The 16,259-nt window shown below is 40.4% G+C and carries 20 protein-coding genes; 1 reads left to right on the top strand and 19 read right to left on the bottom strand.

What is annotated here, in order from left to right:
* Nucleotides 1–258: 258 nt before the first annotated feature.
* From HMPREF1518_RS10420 to leuS, 8 genes are all read right to left on the bottom strand, one after another.
* Nucleotides 259–675 carry a GNAT family N-acetyltransferase gene (locus HMPREF1518_RS10420; RefSeq protein ID WP_033585858.1) on the bottom strand — a complete coding sequence of 139 codons (417 nt, stop codon included), beginning with the start codon at nucleotides 673–675 and terminating at the stop codon, nucleotides 259–261.
* Between the two features lie 11 nt (nucleotides 676–686).
* The gene (locus HMPREF1518_RS10415) at nucleotides 687–1,382 is read right to left on the bottom strand and encodes a GNAT family N-acetyltransferase (RefSeq protein ID WP_033585857.1); all 696 of its coding nucleotides are present in this window, start codon (nucleotides 1,380–1,382) and stop codon (nucleotides 687–689) included.
* A gap of 93 nt (nucleotides 1,383–1,475) precedes the next feature.
* On the bottom strand, nucleotides 1,476–1,895 hold the full coding sequence (locus HMPREF1518_RS10410) for a DUF3021 domain-containing protein (protein ID WP_000825486.1): 420 nt from the start codon (nucleotides 1,893–1,895) through the stop codon (nucleotides 1,476–1,478).
* A gap of 9 nt (nucleotides 1,896–1,904) precedes the next feature.
* Nucleotides 1,905–2,360 (bottom strand): LytTR family DNA-binding domain-containing protein, encoded by a 456-nt coding sequence (locus HMPREF1518_RS10405; protein ID WP_009729708.1) that lies wholly within the window; start codon nucleotides 2,358–2,360, stop codon nucleotides 1,905–1,907.
* A gap of 18 nt (nucleotides 2,361–2,378) precedes the next feature.
* Nucleotides 2,379–3,221 carry an ABC transporter permease gene (locus HMPREF1518_RS10400; RefSeq protein WP_033585856.1) on the bottom strand — a complete coding sequence of 281 codons (843 nt, stop codon included), beginning with the start codon at nucleotides 3,219–3,221 and terminating at the stop codon, nucleotides 2,379–2,381.
* A complete protein-coding gene (locus tag HMPREF1518_RS10395) occupies nucleotides 3,221–4,087 on the bottom strand; it encodes an ABC transporter ATP-binding protein (protein WP_033585855.1) in 867 nt (288 codons plus the stop codon). The genes HMPREF1518_RS10400 and HMPREF1518_RS10395 overlap by 1 nt, the downstream gene beginning before the upstream one ends.
* Before the next feature lie 499 nt (nucleotides 4,088–4,586).
* Nucleotides 4,587–5,000, bottom strand: a complete 414-nt coding sequence (locus HMPREF1518_RS10390) for a YjdF family protein (RefSeq protein WP_033585854.1) — start codon at nucleotides 4,998–5,000, stop codon at nucleotides 4,587–4,589.
* A gap of 173 nt (nucleotides 5,001–5,173) precedes the next feature.
* Nucleotides 5,174–7,675 (bottom strand): leucine--tRNA ligase, encoded by a 2,502-nt coding sequence (gene leuS, locus HMPREF1518_RS10385; protein ID WP_033585853.1) that lies wholly within the window; start codon nucleotides 7,673–7,675, stop codon nucleotides 5,174–5,176.
* Nucleotides 7,676–7,843: 168 nt separating this feature from the next.
* Here leuS and HMPREF1518_RS10380 point away from each other — a divergent pair, with 168 nt between their 5' ends.
* Nucleotides 7,844–8,407, top strand: a complete 564-nt coding sequence (locus HMPREF1518_RS10380) for a methyltransferase family protein (RefSeq protein ID WP_033585852.1) — start codon at nucleotides 7,844–7,846, stop codon at nucleotides 8,405–8,407.
* Between the two features lie 296 nt (nucleotides 8,408–8,703).
* On the opposite strand, the gene HMPREF1518_RS10375 is transcribed toward HMPREF1518_RS10380, so the two are convergent.
* The 11 genes from HMPREF1518_RS10375 to secY all read right to left on the bottom strand — a co-directional run bounded on the left by HMPREF1518_RS10375 (nucleotide 8,704) and on the right by secY (nucleotide 16,250).
* Complete coding sequence (locus tag HMPREF1518_RS10375) at nucleotides 8,704–9,396, bottom strand: histidine phosphatase family protein (RefSeq protein WP_033585851.1); 693 nt, start codon at nucleotides 9,394–9,396, stop codon at nucleotides 8,704–8,706.
* Nucleotides 9,397–9,631: 235 nt separating this feature from the next.
* Entirely contained in the window at nucleotides 9,632–10,969 is a 1,338-nt protein-coding gene (locus HMPREF1518_RS10370) for a PFL family protein (protein ID WP_000354874.1), read from the bottom strand.
* Between the two features lie 9 nt (nucleotides 10,970–10,978).
* Complete coding sequence (locus HMPREF1518_RS10365) at nucleotides 10,979–11,245, bottom strand: ACT domain-containing protein (RefSeq protein ID WP_000644114.1); 267 nt, start codon at nucleotides 11,243–11,245, stop codon at nucleotides 10,979–10,981.
* A gap of 263 nt (nucleotides 11,246–11,508) precedes the next feature.
* Nucleotides 11,509–11,895 carry a 50S ribosomal protein L17 gene (gene rplQ / locus HMPREF1518_RS10360; protein WP_000331493.1) on the bottom strand — a complete coding sequence of 129 codons (387 nt, stop codon included), beginning with the start codon at nucleotides 11,893–11,895 and terminating at the stop codon, nucleotides 11,509–11,511.
* Between the two features lie 11 nt (nucleotides 11,896–11,906).
* On the bottom strand, nucleotides 11,907–12,842 hold the full coding sequence (locus HMPREF1518_RS10355) for a DNA-directed RNA polymerase subunit alpha (RefSeq protein WP_000568983.1): 936 nt from the start codon (nucleotides 12,840–12,842) through the stop codon (nucleotides 11,907–11,909).
* A gap of 42 nt (nucleotides 12,843–12,884) precedes the next feature.
* The gene (gene rpsK, locus HMPREF1518_RS10350; protein WP_001118385.1) at nucleotides 12,885–13,268 is read right to left on the bottom strand and encodes a 30S ribosomal protein S11; all 384 of its coding nucleotides are present in this window, start codon (nucleotides 13,266–13,268) and stop codon (nucleotides 12,885–12,887) included.
* A 17-nt stretch (nucleotides 13,269–13,285) separates the two neighbouring features.
* A complete protein-coding gene (gene rpsM / locus HMPREF1518_RS10345; protein ID WP_000090786.1) occupies nucleotides 13,286–13,651 on the bottom strand; it encodes a 30S ribosomal protein S13 in 366 nt (121 codons plus the stop codon).
* 17 nt (nucleotides 13,652–13,668) lie between these two features.
* A complete protein-coding gene (gene rpmJ, locus HMPREF1518_RS10340; RefSeq protein WP_001808836.1) occupies nucleotides 13,669–13,785 on the bottom strand; it encodes a 50S ribosomal protein L36 in 117 nt (38 codons plus the stop codon).
* 24 nt (nucleotides 13,786–13,809) lie between these two features.
* On the bottom strand, nucleotides 13,810–14,028 hold the full coding sequence (infA, locus tag HMPREF1518_RS10335) for a translation initiation factor IF-1 (protein ID WP_001029883.1): 219 nt from the start codon (nucleotides 14,026–14,028) through the stop codon (nucleotides 13,810–13,812).
* A 116-nt stretch (nucleotides 14,029–14,144) separates the two neighbouring features.
* Nucleotides 14,145–14,783 (bottom strand): adenylate kinase, encoded by a 639-nt coding sequence (locus HMPREF1518_RS10330; protein WP_001050425.1) that lies wholly within the window; start codon nucleotides 14,781–14,783, stop codon nucleotides 14,145–14,147.
* A gap of 156 nt (nucleotides 14,784–14,939) precedes the next feature.
* Complete coding sequence (gene secY / locus HMPREF1518_RS10325) at nucleotides 14,940–16,250, bottom strand: preprotein translocase subunit SecY (protein WP_000465390.1); 1,311 nt, start codon at nucleotides 16,248–16,250, stop codon at nucleotides 14,940–14,942.
* Between the last annotated feature and the right edge of the window lie 9 nt (nucleotides 16,251–16,259).

The raw sequence follows: 16,259 nt of genomic DNA, 5'->3' as shown, positions 1-16,259 counted from the left end.
GCAAAAAAACTCCACCTGATTGGGTGGCCTCTTTAGGGAGATTATTATGAAAAAGAAAAGTTTGGGATTTCATTAAATAAAGGGTACTCAATGAAAATCGAAACCAGACTAGGCAGATAGACGCAAGCATAACTATAGTTAGCTAAGTCGACTCTAACGAAGGTTGATGAGATTTTCGAAAAGTATTAGGAGGTCTTTATTTAATAACTATATGATACACGAGGAGACTTAAACTTTACTTAAGAAAAAATAATTTTTTTATCTTTTTCGATCCACCCAAATCATTCCTGTACAATCATAAGTAGATAAGGTTTCAAATCCTAGAGAACGATAGAATCCCAAGGTTTTTTCTGTCTGTTCGGTCACTAGTTGGACTTGATAGGCATCTTTGAAGTCACCTAAAGCCTCTTTCATCAAGTTGCTACCAATCCCTTGGCGCTGATAGCTAGGCAAAACGAGCAAATCCTGGACAAAAATCGATGAAAAACCATCTCCGACCAAACGAACCAAGCCCACCACGGAATCTCCATCATGTGCCAGATAAATCGCTAATGAGTGAGACAAGGCCTTCTCCAGCATCTGAGGTTGATGGGTATAATTTGTCCAACCGACTGCCTGATAGAGATGCAAAACATCCTCTAGCTTGACAATTTCTTGCTTTCTAATAGTTATCATCTCAATACCTCTCAGAATTCTCTTAAGCTCTTGTACTGCCGTCCATTTTTATCAAAATTTTCAGGAGCCAACCATGTTTCCAAACGAGCTTTAACTTGAGGCCAGTCCTTATCAATCATAGCGAGCCAATCCGTATCCCTCGTGCGCCCCTTATAAACAACTGCCTGGCGGAAGGTTCCTTCATAGATAAAGCCCAAACGTTCCGCAGCTCGTCTTGATGGCAGATTTAGAGCATCGCATTTCCACTCATAGCGACAATAGTTAAGCTCTTCAAAAACATAGCGAGCTAGGAGATATTGAGCCTCTGTCCCTATACGTGTTCCCCTGAGTTCTGGAGAAAAAGTGACAGCTCCCACTTCTATTACTCGGTTATTCTGGTCAATGCGCATGAGAGAAAAAGTTCCCAAAGCCTTACCAGTTGCCTTGTCTATAATCGCATAGTAAAAACGGTCCTTACGAGCCAACATCTGATTTAAGACGGTAACCAGTTCCTCCATATCTGCCACTGGCTCCTGAAAGAGGTAGGTCCACATCTCCCGAGGAGTATCGGGTCCATAAACAGCTAGCAAATCCTCTTCATGCTTTTCCACCGAAAGAGCCTCTATCCGAGCGTAGCGCCCTTCTAAGAAATCAATGGAAGGCAATTCACCTGGTGTATAACCTTTCATTGACTCACCAATTATCTGACCATATTCATTTACTGGCATAGCTTTCTCCTTGTTTTACGCTGAAAATACTATATCATAATTTGCTCTATATGGAAACTAGCACTCTCCCCAAACTTCATCCTCAACACTACATTAGTGATTCGTTTTCTTTCTTTTATCTTCTAAGGCTTGATTAATTCGTTGGGTGAGTTTGTGAGTTTGCCAGATCTGGTACAACCATATCAGTCCATAAATTAACAAGAAAAAGAACCAAAGCAAGGGACTCAACAATGCTGAACCCCAGCCAAAAAATAGGTAGGTCAATACTAAAATAGTAGCTGTCGCTAACAAATGAACTCCTACACGCATACTATAAGCGAGAAACTCTAGCCTTTCAAGGATTAAGGTCAATACCCCCATAATTCCACTCATCAAAAACAAAGCTAGAATATTTTTTGTCGTTGGTGCGGGATAGGTAATACCTGAATAAAACTGAGCCAACAACACCAAACTCAAATAAACAAAGGAGGCCGTCCGCATTCCCGATACAAAATAAGCAATCAATCGCTTCATGATTTTCTCCTATAAACCTAGATAATCCATTAAGGACTTAACGTATTTCCGACTCACACTCGATTTGATACCCCGAGTCATCTTAGCCATCATGTTTCCTGAAAAGCTATCCGATAATGACTCTAGATGGTCAATGTTTATAATTGAATGACGTGATATCTGTATAAAGTTACGCCGGTTAATCCGATTCTGAAAGTTTGTCAATGTTTCCTTAGTTTTATAAATCCCGTCTACCGTATAAATGGTCAACAAATTCTTATCGATATCTGCTAGAATAAGATCCTCAATTTTTACCATAACCAGATGATCATCCGTTCGAATAGGAATGACCACCTGATTAGTCGTTGAAAATTGTTCTAAATACTCCATGACTTCTCTTGCTTGGTCAGTTAACTGAGCTGCCTGAATTAAAATGTGTGGGTCTTTTTCTGAAAACTCTGTCTTCATTTCAAAACGAATCTTCATTTTCTCTCCAATACACCTTTATTTTCTCTTGCTAAACACTTTAACAAATAACATCCAAAGAAGAATAGCGACGAGACTGATAATAACCACTATAAAGTATGTTTCTTCCTTTGTCAATAGTTCTTGCCAGTTGATTTGGATTCCCATTTTGTCTTGAAATTCCTGTAACAGACTGTTATTTCCTGAAAATGCGGTCTCTAACTGCTCTTTCATCAAGACTTGTCGATAGAGAGAAGCAATATAAGTTGCAGGGGTACATTTCATGAAAAGCTGTGCAGAATCAGGTAATACTCCAATGGGAATATAAGTTCCTACTAAAAATCCAGAAGCAGTTCCCACTATCGTTGCCAGTTTACCAAGGCTATCTACAGATTGAAAACGATAAATCAAGAGAACATTTACCAAACTTGAAAGCAGACTGCTTAACAACATAATCAAAGCGATTTCCGGTAAATGACTGATAACTGGGCTCTCTTTAAAATAAAAACTCATAACAGCATACATAAACACCTGCATGATAAAAGAAATGACAATACTACTGATTAGATAGGACGCCTGTAAGCCCCAGTTACCTAAATCTGTCAAGAAGAGATCTTGATCCACTTGATTTTCACGATCCTGTACCATTTGTGTAAGAGCCGTAAAACTGGTTGTCATCCCAGTCACAGCCAAGGTCCCACCCATCAGCCAGTCATTTAAAAGGTTCGTATTATCAGGGAGTTGGGACCAAGAATCCGTCAGGTTCTTCTGCAAAAAAATGATATAAAGGAGGAAGGAAATCAATGCCCCCAATAATGAGAAAAATACTCCCGAACGATTACGAAAATATAAGATAAAATTCCGTTTCAATAAAGCTAGCATTAGCGAACCTCTCTTCCTGTAAGTGCAATAAAGGCATCATCCATAGTACCTGGGCGAAACTCAAAAGAATCAATTTCTTCTCGAACTTTTGCCAAATATTCAATGGCTTCCTGTGACGTCCTTGGATAAAAAAGATATTCCAACTCGTTTTCTTCCTCGACTGTCATTCCGGTCTGTCGCAATTTTTCTAGATCCTTCATTTCCTTAAAACGAATTTTTAGGATATTAGATGCATACTGACTTTTGATAGCAGTCGCAGAACCTTGCGCGATCACTTTGCCATGATCAACGATATAGATCTGATCCGCTTCATCTGCTTCATCCAGATAATGAGTCGTTAAGATAATCGTCATACCTTCATCCTTTTGTAGTCGATACAGCAGATCCCAGATGGATTTGCGAGTCTGAATATCAAGACCTGTCGTTGGTTCATCCAAGAAAAGAATATCTGGTCGCGAAAGAAGAGCACGCGCAATATCAACCCGACGTTTTTGCCCACCTGACAAAGTTCCATAGAGTTGTTTCTGGAAAGCAGTCAAACCCAGTTGATGGATCAAATCATCCACACGACTTGCTGCAATCTCCTTATACTGTTGAGCACGAATCGTGAGATTTTCCCTAACCGTCAACATCTCATCCAGTACACTAGCTTGAAAAACAACTCCGATTTTCGTATTTGGCGCATATCGAATCTGACCTTGTGTCGGCTTTTTCAAACCGATTAACATGGAAATGGTGGTTGATTTCCCTGCACCATTGGGTCCCAAAATAGCATTGAAACTTCCTTTTTCAAACTCTAACTGAATATCATCGACAGCCATATGATTGCCGTACCGTTTAGTCAAATGTTTAGCTTGTAAAATCATATTTTTTCCTCCTCTTAACCACACTAGTTTAACAAAAAGAATGAAAGAAAAATCGACTTTTGAGATAAGCAGTTAAAATGAAAGGCCAAGTGGTAAAATAATGGGGGTTAAATTAAAGTAGAGCAGGCTGCAACCGTTTTTCTCCTATCGAATCACTAGAGGATGTTGAAAAACACTTACAACCACACATTATATTTTTAAACATGTGCTATAAAAGAGGTGTTTTATAGCATCCGGCAGAAAAATCCAAGAGTCAATAGTATTGTTCTCGCTAAACCAAACAATAAAAAATGAATCAGAAATCATAGCACACACTCCCTTCTAGTAAAATGAAAATGCTGAATGGGGCAGGATTAAATTTGAAGTAAGCAAGTATGGTCCTGAATTTGAAACTGCCATTAACGATAAGTCTATCTATTAGGAAAGAAATCTTCAATACAAGCAAAAACAGCTCTTGTTATCCAAGAAGAGCTGTTCTATTTTATGAAAGAGAAAGCTACTAGTGCCCCTTGTGCTTCTCTCTACGTTTTTGCTGTTTGCGTTCAAATTTCTCTTGCTTGAGCAATTGCTTTTGGAGACTGGACTGTTGTTTTGAATGCTTTTTTCGTTCCTCGTACTGCAACTGTAAAAGCTCTTGTGACTTAGAAGAAACTTTCTGCTTCACCTGTTTCTTTACAGCCCGCTGCAGACGCTTCGGATTCTTAATCTTCACATGCTGTTTGACTGTTGCCTCTGGACTAAAAGATAACCGAACAAACTGAGTCTGTATAAGTCCCAAAATTTCATCCTCTTTTGGTTCCTGACCAAATGTCACACGACAAACTTGATAAGTTTCCTCATACTCTTGTGCAAACAATCCATGCCAAAATCCATCTTCAAAATACACTGTCAAGCCAATTGAAACGATTTCCACGACAGCACCTCCTTAAATCTATCCCTAAGAATGGACAACCAAGGAGGAAGGTTACTGATAGGCTTACCTACGTCTGGACTACCAACCAGAACTGTGTTTTTATCTTAGTTGGGACTATTATAGCATAATCCAATTTAAAAATCCTCCAGATTCTACTCTGAAGGATTCCTATCTTATTTCACAACGATATTAACGAGTTTGTTAGGTACCGCAATCACCTTCACGATTTCCTTACCGTCAATCTCCGCTTTAACTTTTTCATCCGCTAGAGCGATTTCTTGCAATTCTTCACGTGACAGGTCTTTAGCGACCATGAGTTTGGCACGGACTTTACCTTTGATTTGGACGACGATTTCGATTTCATCTTCAACTAATTTGCTTTCGTCCCATGTTGGCCAAGCCACGTAAGAGATGGACTCACCTGTTGCTGCAACAGTTTGCCAGAGTTCTTCTGCCAAGTGAGGTGCAAATGGGGCGATCAATTGGATAAAGCCTTTGGCGTAGTCCACATAGAGTTTGTCTTCCTTATTAGCAGCGTTGACAAAGACCATAAGTTGGGCAATGGCTGTATTGAATTTCATGGACTCGATTTGCTCAGTGACAGATTTAACTGTTTCATTGTAAACCTTGTCAAGAGCACCATTGTTTTCCGCAGTGATTTCTTTACTTGTAATCAAACGATAAACACGGTCTAAGAATTTACGGCTGCCTTCTAACCCTTCTTCGCTCCAAGCGATAGATGCATCCAGCGGCCCCATGAACATTTCATAAACACGAAGGGTATCGGCACCGTATTGTTCCACTACGTCGTCTGGGTTGACAACGTTCTTGAGCGATTTAGACATCTTGGCTGGCGCTTGCTCCAACTCTTCTCCTGTTTCCACATGGAAGAAGGAACCGTCACGTTTCTCAACCTTGTCAGTTGCCACAAGAGCTCCACGGTGGTCACGGTAGCTTGTTCCCAAAATCATTCCTTGGTTAAAGAGTTTTTGGAATGGTTCCTTAGTCGGAACAACACCGAGGTCATAGAGGAATTTGTGCCAGAAACGAGCGTAAAGCAAGTGAAGTACAGCATGCTCTGCACCACCCACATAGATATCTACTGGCAACCATTGTTTGAGGAGGTCCTCATCAGCCAATTTTTCTGTGTTATGTGGGTCGATATAGCGGAGGTAGTACCAACTCGAACCTGCCCATTGTGGCATGGTGTTGGTTTCACGACGACCTTTGACGCCATCTTCACGAGTTACTTCCAACCAGTCAGTCAAGTTAGCCAATGGACTCTCCCCAGTACCTGAAGGGCGAATGTCCTTGGTTACAGGCAAGACAAGTGGCAATTCATTTTCAGGGACAGCTGTTGAAGTTCCATCTTCCCAATGAATGATTGGAATTGGCTCACCCCAGTAACGTTGACGGCTAAAGAGCCAGTCACGGAGACGGTAGGTGACTTTTTCTTGACCGCAGCCTTTTTCTTCCAACCAAGCCACAATCTTAGCAATAGCGTCTTCTTTGTTAAGGCCATCTAGGAAGTCTGAATTGACATGAAGACCATCTTCTGTGTAAGCAGCTTCTGCTACATTTCCACCTTCTAGCACTTCTACGATTGGAAGGTCAAATTGTTTGGCAAATTCCCAGTCACGTTGGTCATGGGCAGGTACAGCCATTACCGCACCTGTACCATAGCTAGCAAGAACATAGTCGGCAATCCAGATTGGAATTTCCTTGCCATTTACAGGGTTAATGGCATAAGCGCCCGTCCAAACACCAGTTTTTTCCTTAGCAAGGTCAGTACGAGCCAAGTCAGACTTAAGACTAGCTTGGTGTTTGTAGTCTGCAACTGCATCAGTTTGCTCTGGACTTGTGATAGCGTCAACCAAGTCATGCTCAGGAGCCAAAACGGTGAAGGTCGCACCGAAAAGCGTATCAGGACGAGTGGTAAAGACGGTAAATTCCTTGTCAGTCCCTTTCACTTTAAAGGTGACATTGGCACCAGTTGATTTCCCGATCCAGTTACGTTGCATATCCTTGATAGACTCTGGCCAGTCCAACTCATCCAAGTCGTTAAGCAAGCGCTCTGCATAGGCCGTAATTTTGAGCATCCATTGGCGCATTGGTTTGCGGACAACTGGATAGCCTCCACGCTCAGAAGTTCCGTCAGGAAGGACTTCTTCGTTGGCAATGGCTGTTCCCAATTCTTCCACCCAGTTTACTGGTACTTCCGCTTCATAGGCCAAGCCTTTTTCGTAAAGCTTAGTAAAGATCCACTGAGTCCACTTATAGTAGTTTGGATCTGTTGTGTTGACTTCACGATCCCAGTCGTAAGAGAATCCAAGCGCATTGATTTGACGTTTGAAGTTAGCAATGTTTTCTGCTGTAAAGTCAGCTGGGTCATTCCCCGTATCCATAGCATACTGCTCAGCTGGCAAACCAAAGGCATCCCATCCCATTGGGTGAAGGACGTTGTATCCTTGCGCACGTTTGTAACGGCTGAGGATATCTGTCGCTGTATAGCCTTCTGGGTGTCCTACGTGCAATCCAGCTCCTGAAGGATATGGGAACATATCGAGAGCATAAAACTTCGGTTTTGATGCATCTGTTCCTGTCTTAAATGTATGATGTTCTGCCCAGTAGCCCTGCCACTTAGGCTCAATTTCTTTATGATTGTAAAAACTCATGGTCTCTCTCCAATTTTATGATGTTACTATTATACCATTTTCAAGAGATTTTTACAGATGAAATCATGAAGTTTCCATTGATACCTATTACAAAACATACTCTAACTATTTCCTTTTAATTGACCACCAAAATTGAAAGTTGTATAATGCTAGCTGGAGGGAATAATCATGGATTTACAAACTATTTTTGCATATGGGTTCATTCTCATTTTCATCATCACAGAAACGTGGATTAAAAGGAAAACAAAATCAAACAATGAAAATAACTCTGAAGACAAAGGAAGTCGTTACATCATTATTGGTAGTGTTGTTTGTTGTCTTCTATTAATGAATGAACAACTTCTACCTTCTATAGCTCAATTGCCACATTTTTTGATCTATATTGGAATTCTCCTTTCTCTAGCCGGCTTTGTATTACGTATCTATGCAGTTAATTATCTTGGGAAGAATTTTACACTTGCGGTTCAAACAACAGATAGTCAGCAGTTGGTAGAAGCAGGGCCCTATTCTATAGTAAGAAATCCTGCCTATACTGGTAGCATCGTATCCATACTTGGCTTGTCAATTGTTTCATTAAATCCTCTCACAATTATTATTTGTCTCATTCTATTGGTAGTTGGTTACAGTATTCGATTAAAAGTAGAAGAAAAAGCCTTATACAATCATTTTGGAAAAGCATATGAAACATACTGTCAAAAGGTTCGCTATCAAATTTTCCCTTATATTTGGTAATTTCATTCAAATATAACATATCTTTCAACTAGGTTTGACTGATTGCTAAACATGATAAATATTTTTTTAATGAAGGATTGAGTTTTGCGTTATGCAAGATTCAATCTTTTTAGTTTGATTTCACTCTGTTTATATCGGATGCCACTATGTTGGACTTTAGAGTATTATTGCTCCAAAATAATTCTAGCCTTCCTTTCATAACATCACATCCCCCAAAAATTTTTACTTTTTCGGAACTATTGATTTAAATCATATCCTTTAACTCAAAATTAGCTCCTAATCGGAGCTAACTTCTATTAACTATTTGTCTCTAACATCTTCTCACGTCCGAGCTCTCGATAGCTACGGTCACCAACAACCTCAACGCTAAACTGACCGTCCTCATATTCAAGAATCGTCACGCTACCATTATCGAGACCATGCGGATGCATACCAATGATCAGATAAACAATGGTACCAATCGTCATTCCATGGCTCACAACGAGGGCATTACCCCCACCTTGTTCTTCCATTTCTTTAGCAATAGCTTCAAAGCCTTCCTTGATTCGACCACTGAGTTTTTCCCAACCTTCAGCCCAGCCAGCTGTATCAACCTCTACCAAACCCTCAGCCAGTTCAGCATAAGACAATTGGTGAACATGGTCCACATTGAAAATTCTCGGAATCAATCCCATAAAGAGGTCCCCATCATAGGCTCCATCAAAACTACCAAAACACCACTCACGGATTCGCTTGTCCATGCGGTAAGGGATTTTTCCCTGCAAGCCAAGTTCTTCTAGGATAATTCCCATAGTTTGAATGGTGCGCCCTGAATCACTGGAATAAGCGCGGTCAAATTGTAAACCAGACTCTCTCAAGCCAATTCCCAGTTCATGGATTCCCAACTCACCTTCTTCGGTTAGAGGCGTATCACTCCATCCTTGTGCACGTCCAATCGTGTTAAACATCGTTTTCCCATGACGGACCAAGTACAATCTTACTTTAGACATTTTCTATCCTCCATTTTCTTCTATTATATCATGGATCAAAGAAATATTTGGCTTTCAAAAGCGAAGCCAACATTTGTAAATTATCCAAAAGAAAAGCTACCCTCATGGTAGCTTCCCTAGGAGATTATTATGAAAAAGTTTAGGATTTCTATTAAATAAAGTTAGGAGGTCTTTATTTAATGATTATAGTATACACCGTCATCCTTAAACTCAACTTAAATCCTCTCACTTTTTATTAATTTTTAAAACTATGGATTGGCGCAGGAATTTGGCCACCGCGAGAGATGAAATCAACAGACGAAGCCCCGTTAACTTTCATCACTGGAGCTGTTCCTAGCAAGCCACCAAACTCAATCATATCGCCTTCTTTGCCTTTTGGAATAATACGGACAGCCGTTGTTTTCATGTTAATAACACCGATGGCCGCCTCATCCGCAATCATAGCTGCAATGGTTTCAGCAGGCGTATCTTCTGGAATGGCAATCATATCCAGTCCAACAGAACAGATAGCTGTCATGGCTTCTAGTTTCTCTAAATTCAGAGAGCCATTTTGCACCGCAGCAATCATCCCCTCATCTTCAGAAACGGGGATAAAAGCACCTGACAAGCCACCGACTTGGTTACAAGCCATCACTCCACCCTTCTTAACTTGGTCATTCAAAAGAGCGAGGGCAGCCGTCGTCCCATGCGTACCAACTGTTTCTAATCCCATTTCCTCAAGGACACGTGCCACAGAGTCTCCAACTGCAGGAGTTGGTGCCAAACTTAGGTCTACAATCCCAAAGTCAACTCCAAGGCGTTCGCTCGCCATTTGACCGACCAGCTGACCGATACGAGTAATCTTGAAGGCTGTTTTCTTGACTGTTTCCGCTACTACATCAAAACTCTGACCACGAACTTTCTCCAAGGCGCGTTTGACAACACCAGGACCTGAAACACCAACATTGATGATGACATCTGCTTCACCGACACCATGGAAGGCCCCCGCCATAAAAGGATTGTCCTCAACAGCGTTAGCAAATACGACCAACTTAGCCGCTCCCATATCTGATAAGTTCGCTGTCTCCTTGATGATACGTCCCATATCTGCAACCGCAGTCATGTTGATACCTGACTTGGTTGAGCCAATATTAACAGACGAACAAACCTTGTCTGTCTCAGCTAGAGCGCGTGGGATAGAATTGATGAGAATTTCATCTCCTTTTTGGTAGCCTTTTTGTACCAAAGCTGAGAATCCACCGATAAAGTCAACACCAATCTCCTTGGCAGCCTTGTCAAGAGCCTTTGCCAAAACGACATAGTCCGTCGCATCAGTCGCAGCACCAATCAAGGAAATCGGAGTCACCGATACCCGTTTATTGACAATAGGAATACCAAGTTCTGCAGCAATTTCATCTCCTACAGCCACTAGATTTGCAGCTTTAGTAGTAATTTTTTGGTAAATTTTTTCAGCAGCACGTTCAATATCTGGATCAATACAGTCCAAAAGGGAAATCCCCATGGTGATGGTTCTGATATCGAAGTTCTGCTCTTCGATCATGGCAATGGTTTCCGTAACTTGTCTAATATCCATGATAACCTCCTAGATATTGTACATAGCATCAAAAATCGCTGCACTCTGAATATTGATTTTAACATTCAAGGTCTGACCAAAAGTTTCAAACTCATTTCGCAGATAAGTGAAATCCTGTTTTTCGTTACTAGAAACGACCGCCATCATGGTAAAGTATTCATCCAACACCGTCTGAGAAATATCGTCAATATTCAAACCCAACTCTGCAATCTTAGTAGACACGCCTGCAACGATCCCAGCCTTGTCCTTACCAACCACTGTAATAATAGCCTTCATTCTTATACCCCATTTCTACGATTATTAGAAAACCTGAACGTTTTTGATTTTCTTTTTTCCTAGTATAGCATATTTCCGAAAAAAATACTAAAAAACGCCTGCTTACGAAGTTGTTCTTAAGAAAAAAACAATTTCGTAAACAAGCGTCTACCCTATCAAATGATGATGAGTGTTCCCGCTAGGACCAAAGTCCCAGCGGTAGACCAGAGCTAGACTAAGAGCACAAGACTCCATCATCATAACACTCAACAAAATTGATGATTTTATACTAATTCGATGATTGCCATTGGCGCAGCATCACCACGACGTGGTTCAGTTTTAAGGATACGAGTGTATCCACCGTTACGTTCAGCATAACGAGGTGCGATTTCTGAGAACAATTTTTGAAGTGCTGTAGTAGAAGTGTACTTATCAGTTGCTTCATCATAGTTTTCAGATGCGATTTCATTACGTACGAAAGCAGCTGCTTGACGACGTGCATGCAAATCACCACGTTTACCTAGAGTAATCATTTTTTCAACAGTTTTACGGATTTCTTTAGCACGAGCTTCAGTTGTCACGATTGATTCGTTGATCAAAAGGTCAGTTGTCAAATCGCGAAGCATTGCTTTACGTTGTGAGCTAGTGCGTCCTAGTTTACGGTAAGCCATGTATTCCTCCTTTATTTATCTTTTAATCCAAGACCCAAGTCAATGAGTTTGAGTTTCACTTCTTCCAAACTCTTGCGTCCAAGATTTCGTACTTTCATCATCTCTGCTTCAGATTTTTCTGTCAAATCATGCACAGTGTTGATACCGGCACGTTTCAAACAGTTGTATGAACGCACAGACAAGTCCAGTTCCTCAATCGTACGATCCAAAATACGGTCATCCGATTCAGTATCAGCTTCTTTCATCACTTCTGCAGATTTAGCAATCTCTGTAAGATTTGTAAACAAATCAAGATGTTCTGTCAAGATACGTGCTGAAAGCCCTAAAGCATCTTCTGGAATAATTGTTCCATTTGTCAAGATTTCAAGGGTTAATTTGTCAAAACCATCGTTACTACCTACACGAGCAGGTTCAACTTGATAGTTGACTTTTGTAACTGGTGTATAAATAGAATCTACAGCAAGTGTTCCAACTGGCGCATTATCTTTTTTGTTTTCATCAGCAGGCACATATCCACGACCACTGTTAACAGTCATTGTCGCCTTTAGAGAAGAACCTTCACCGATTGTAAAGAGATAATGATCTGGATTTACAATCTCAATATCACTGTCAGTCAAAATATCTCCAGCTGTAATTTCAGCAGGACCTTCAACGTCAAGCTCAATGATTTTTTCGTCTTCAACGTATGATTTCACTGCAATCCCTTTAATGTTCAGAATGATTTGCATCACGTCTTCACGAACACCTGGAACTGTGTCAAACTCATGTAACACACCATCAATGTTGATAGATGTCACAGCTGCCCCTGGTAGAGAAGCTAGTAGTACACGACGAAGAGAGTTACCAAGAGTTGTACCGTAGCCACGTTCAAGTGGTTCGATTACAAACTTGCCATAATCTTTATTTTCATCAATTTTTGTTATATTTGGTTTTTCAAACTCAATCATTTAGTTACTCCCTCTTAAACGAAAAGCAGTGTAATGCGATGATTATACACGGCGACGTTTTGGAGGACGAGCACCATTGTGTGGCACTGGAGTCACATCACGAATTGCTGTTACTTCAAGACCAGCGGCAGCAAGCGCACGAATAGCTGACTCACGACCAGAACCTGGACCTTTTACAGTAACTTCAACTGATTTAAGACCGTGTTCTTGTGCAGATTTAGCAGCAGCTTCAGAAGCCATTTGAGCAGCGAATGGTGTAGATTTACGAGAACCTTTGAAACCAAGAGCACCAGCTGATGACCAAGCAATTGCATTACCATGCACATCAGTAATCATAACAATAGTGTTATTAAATGTAGCGTGAATATGAGCAATACCAGATTCGATATTCTTTTTCACACGACGTTTACGTGTTGGTTTAGCCAAGACTTTTACCTCCTATATTATTTTTTCTTACCAGCAATCGCAACAGCTTTACCTTTACGAGTGCGAGCGTTATTTTTAGTGTTTTGTCCACGGACAGGAAGTCCACGACGGTGACGAATACCACGGTATGAACCGATTTCCATCAAACGTTTAATGTTCAAGTTTACTTCACGACGAAGGTCACCTTCAACTTTGATTGCATCCACTTCACGACGGATAGCATCTTCTTGATCTGATGTAAGGTCACGTACACGAACATCTTCTGAGATTCCAGCAGCAGCCAAAATTTTCTTAGATGTTGAAAGTCCGATACCATAAACGTAAGTCAATGAGATTACTACGCGTTTGTCATTTGGAATGTCAACTCCAGCAATACGAGCCATGTTTTCTCCTTTCTATCTTATCCTTGACGTTGTTTGTGTTTTGGATTTGCTGGGCAAATTACCATAACACGACCATTACGACGAATTACTTTACAGTATTCGCAAATTGGTTTGACCGATGGTCTTACTTTCATTTCTTATCCCTCCAAGTTTTTCGATTATTTAAAGCGGTAAGTGATACGTCCACGTGTCAAGTCATATGGACTCATCTCGACAGTAACACGATCTCCCGCTAAAATACGAATATAGTTTTTACGAATTTTACCAGAAACTGTTGCTAAAATCTGATGTCCATTTTCAAGTTCAACCGTAAACATTGCGTTCGGCATTGTATCGACTACTTTGCCTTCAACTTCAATCACATCGTCTTTTGCCACGCAAAAGCACCTCCATAAATTTCGATTCGATGCCTCAAGACACAGAGGCAACAATTATAAGTCAGACTATCTCAGTATAACATTTGTCGCGATTTTTTGCAAGTATGAAAAACGCTTTATTTCAAATTTGTCAATACTTTTTCGATGTCTTTGAACACATCATTGATATCTTGATTTCCTTCGATATCATGAACTAAACCTTTAGCACGATAGTGAGCAATGATTGGTTCACCTTGTGCAATATTGACATCCAAACGACGCTTCACTGTCTCAGGTTTATCATCTTCGCGTTGGTAGTAATCCTCTTCTTTGTAGTCAACTGGTGGATTGAAAACTTTGTGGAAAGTTTCACCTGTTTTACGGTGAATGATACGGCCACTCAAGCGTTCCAAGAGACAGTCTGGATTCACTTCGATGTTGATTACTCCTTCAAGTTCAATACCAAGTTCAGCCAATGTTTCATCCAAGGCATGAGCTTGTTCAATCGTACGTGGGTAACCATCTAACAAGAAACCTGTTTCTTTGATATCGTCCTGTGAAAGGCGTTCTTTAACAATACCATTTGTAACTTCGTCTGGGACCAACTCACCTTTGTCAATGTATGACTTTGCAAGTACACCCATTTCAGTTTCATTAGCCATTGCAGCACGGAACATATCACCTGTTGAAATATGTGCAACATGGAATTTCTCCACAATTTTAGCTGCTTGCGTTCCCTTACCTGCTCCAGGTAAGCCCATAATCAAAAGATTCATGATAGGATCTCCTTATTTTGTATTTAAATAGAAGCAGAAATCTATTTCAACCCCTATTTAAAAACAAAATAGAAGAGAGGAGATAAAAATCTGACAAAGTCTTCGATTTTTACACTCCACTCTCTGAGCAATAGTCAATTTTATTTCCTATTACAACTATTCTGTTGTGTCTAAGAAACCAACATACTTACGTTTCAATAGATACCCTTCCAATTGTTTAATTCCTTCAATACCTGTCGAGATAATGATTAGTAGACTTGTTCCCCCAAAAGCAACAACTTCTGAAAGGCCAAATACATCTTTAGCTACGATAGGTAAGATAGAAATAACACCTAAGAAGAGAGAGCCGACAGTCGCAAGACGACGAAGAAGTTTCGACATGTATTCTTCTGTCCCTTTACCAGGACGGACCCCATGAATGTAGGCTCCACTCTTTTGCAAGTTTTCTGCTGCCTTCTCTGGATTGATCTGTACAAATGTATAGAAGAATGTAAAGAGAATGATCAACAAGGCATACATAGCAACACCTGTTGGAGATGTTGTAGATAACATTTCCTGTGCTGTACGTACCCAAGCCCAATCATGACCTGTAGCACTCAAAAATTGAAGGATAGCTGCAGGTGCTGCTGTAATGGAACTTGCAAAGATAACTGGGATAACCCCTGCTGGGTTTACCTTCAAAGGGAGGTATGAACTTGATGGGGCTCCTTGAGCAACTTTTGTATATTGGATTGGGATTTTATATTCTGCCTGTTGAACATATGTTGTAAAGTAAACAATCAACAAGACAGCGATAATCAAAATAACAACAAAGATAATAGATGAAGTCAATCGGCTACTTGGGATATTGACAAAGTAGTCAACATAGATACCCTTAATCATCTCAGGAATTGAAGCGACAATACCTGCAAAGATGATCATGGAAACACCATTACCATATCCTTTATCTGTAATTTGCTCCCCAAGCCAAGTTACTATCATACTACCTGCTGTTAGGATGATCCCAATGGTAACAAAGACTTGTGGAGTTAAATCTGTCGTTAATAATTTCGCTCCAGATAGAGTATTAAACCCTGCTGTAATCCCGATAGATTGAACAAATGCAAGCACCAGTGCAATATAACGAGTAGCCTGGTTTAGTTTTCTCCGTCCTACTTCCCCTTGTTTGCCCCATTCTACAAACTTCGGTAAAATATCCATTTGTAGCAATTGAACAACGATAGAAGCAGTGATGTACGGACTTACACCAAGTGCAAAAACGGAGAAGTTCTTCATGGCATTCCCTGAAACAAGACTAAGCATGTTTAAGAAAGATAAACCACTGAGAGCTTCTAAACTTTTTGCATTCACCCCTGGAACAGTAATACTTGTCCCAATACGGAAAACAAGAATGATAAAAATTGTAAAGAGAATTTTTGATCGAACTTGTTTAACCTTGAGAGCTTCTTTTAATAATTTAAAAAACATGGGTCACCT

It is taken from the genome of Streptococcus sp. SR1 (assembly GCF_000526075.1).
In the GTDB taxonomy this organism is placed as follows: domain Bacteria; phylum Bacillota; class Bacilli; order Lactobacillales; family Streptococcaceae; genus Streptococcus; species Streptococcus halitosis.
This window is presented reverse-complemented; position numbering and strand designations above follow the sequence as displayed.

Coding starts and splice junctions, on each gene's coding strand:
- HMPREF1518_RS10355 (WP_000568983.1), bottom strand. CDS start 12,842: ATGATTGAGTTTGAAAAACCAAATATAACAAAAATTGATGAAAATAAA.
- HMPREF1518_RS10415 (WP_033585857.1), bottom strand. CDS start 1,382: ATGCCAGTAAATGAATATGGTCAGATAATTGGTGAGTCAATGAAAGGT.
- HMPREF1518_RS10380 (WP_033585852.1), top strand. CDS start 7,844: ATGGATTTACAAACTATTTTTGCATATGGGTTCATTCTCATTTTCATC.
- HMPREF1518_RS10330 (WP_001050425.1), bottom strand. CDS start 14,783: ATGAATCTTTTGATTATGGGCTTACCTGGAGCAGGTAAGGGAACGCAA.
- HMPREF1518_RS10395 (WP_033585855.1), bottom strand. CDS start 4,087: ATGATTTTACAAGCTAAACATTTGACTAAACGGTACGGCAATCATATG.
- secY (WP_000465390.1), bottom strand. CDS start 16,250: ATGTTTTTTAAATTATTAAAAGAAGCTCTCAAGGTTAAACAAGTTCGA.
- HMPREF1518_RS10405 (WP_009729708.1), bottom strand. CDS start 2,360: ATGAAGATTCGTTTTGAAATGAAGACAGAGTTTTCAGAAAAAGACCCA.
- HMPREF1518_RS10375 (WP_033585851.1), bottom strand. CDS start 9,396: ATGTCTAAAGTAAGATTGTACTTGGTCCGTCATGGGAAAACGATGTTT.
- HMPREF1518_RS10400 (WP_033585856.1), bottom strand. CDS start 3,221: ATGCTAGCTTTATTGAAACGGAATTTTATCTTATATTTTCGTAATCGT.
- rpsM (WP_000090786.1), bottom strand. CDS start 13,651: ATGGCTCGTATTGCTGGAGTTGACATTCCAAATGACAAACGCGTAGTA.
- HMPREF1518_RS10365 (WP_000644114.1), bottom strand. CDS start 11,245: ATGAAGGCTATTATTACAGTGGTTGGTAAGGACAAGGCTGGGATCGTT.
- HMPREF1518_RS10420 (WP_033585858.1), bottom strand. CDS start 675: ATGATAACTATTAGAAAGCAAGAAATTGTCAAGCTAGAGGATGTTTTG.
- leuS (WP_033585853.1), bottom strand. CDS start 7,675: ATGAGTTTTTACAATCATAAAGAAATTGAGCCTAAGTGGCAGGGCTAC.
- HMPREF1518_RS10410 (WP_000825486.1), bottom strand. CDS start 1,895: ATGAAGCGATTGATTGCTTATTTTGTATCGGGAATGCGGACGGCCTCC.
- rplQ (WP_000331493.1), bottom strand. CDS start 11,895: ATGGCTTACCGTAAACTAGGACGCACTAGCTCACAACGTAAAGCAATG.
- rpmJ (WP_001808836.1), bottom strand. CDS start 13,785: ATGAAAGTAAGACCATCGGTCAAACCAATTTGCGAATACTGTAAAGTA.
- HMPREF1518_RS10370 (WP_000354874.1), bottom strand. CDS start 10,969: ATGGATATTAGACAAGTTACGGAAACCATTGCCATGATCGAAGAGCAG.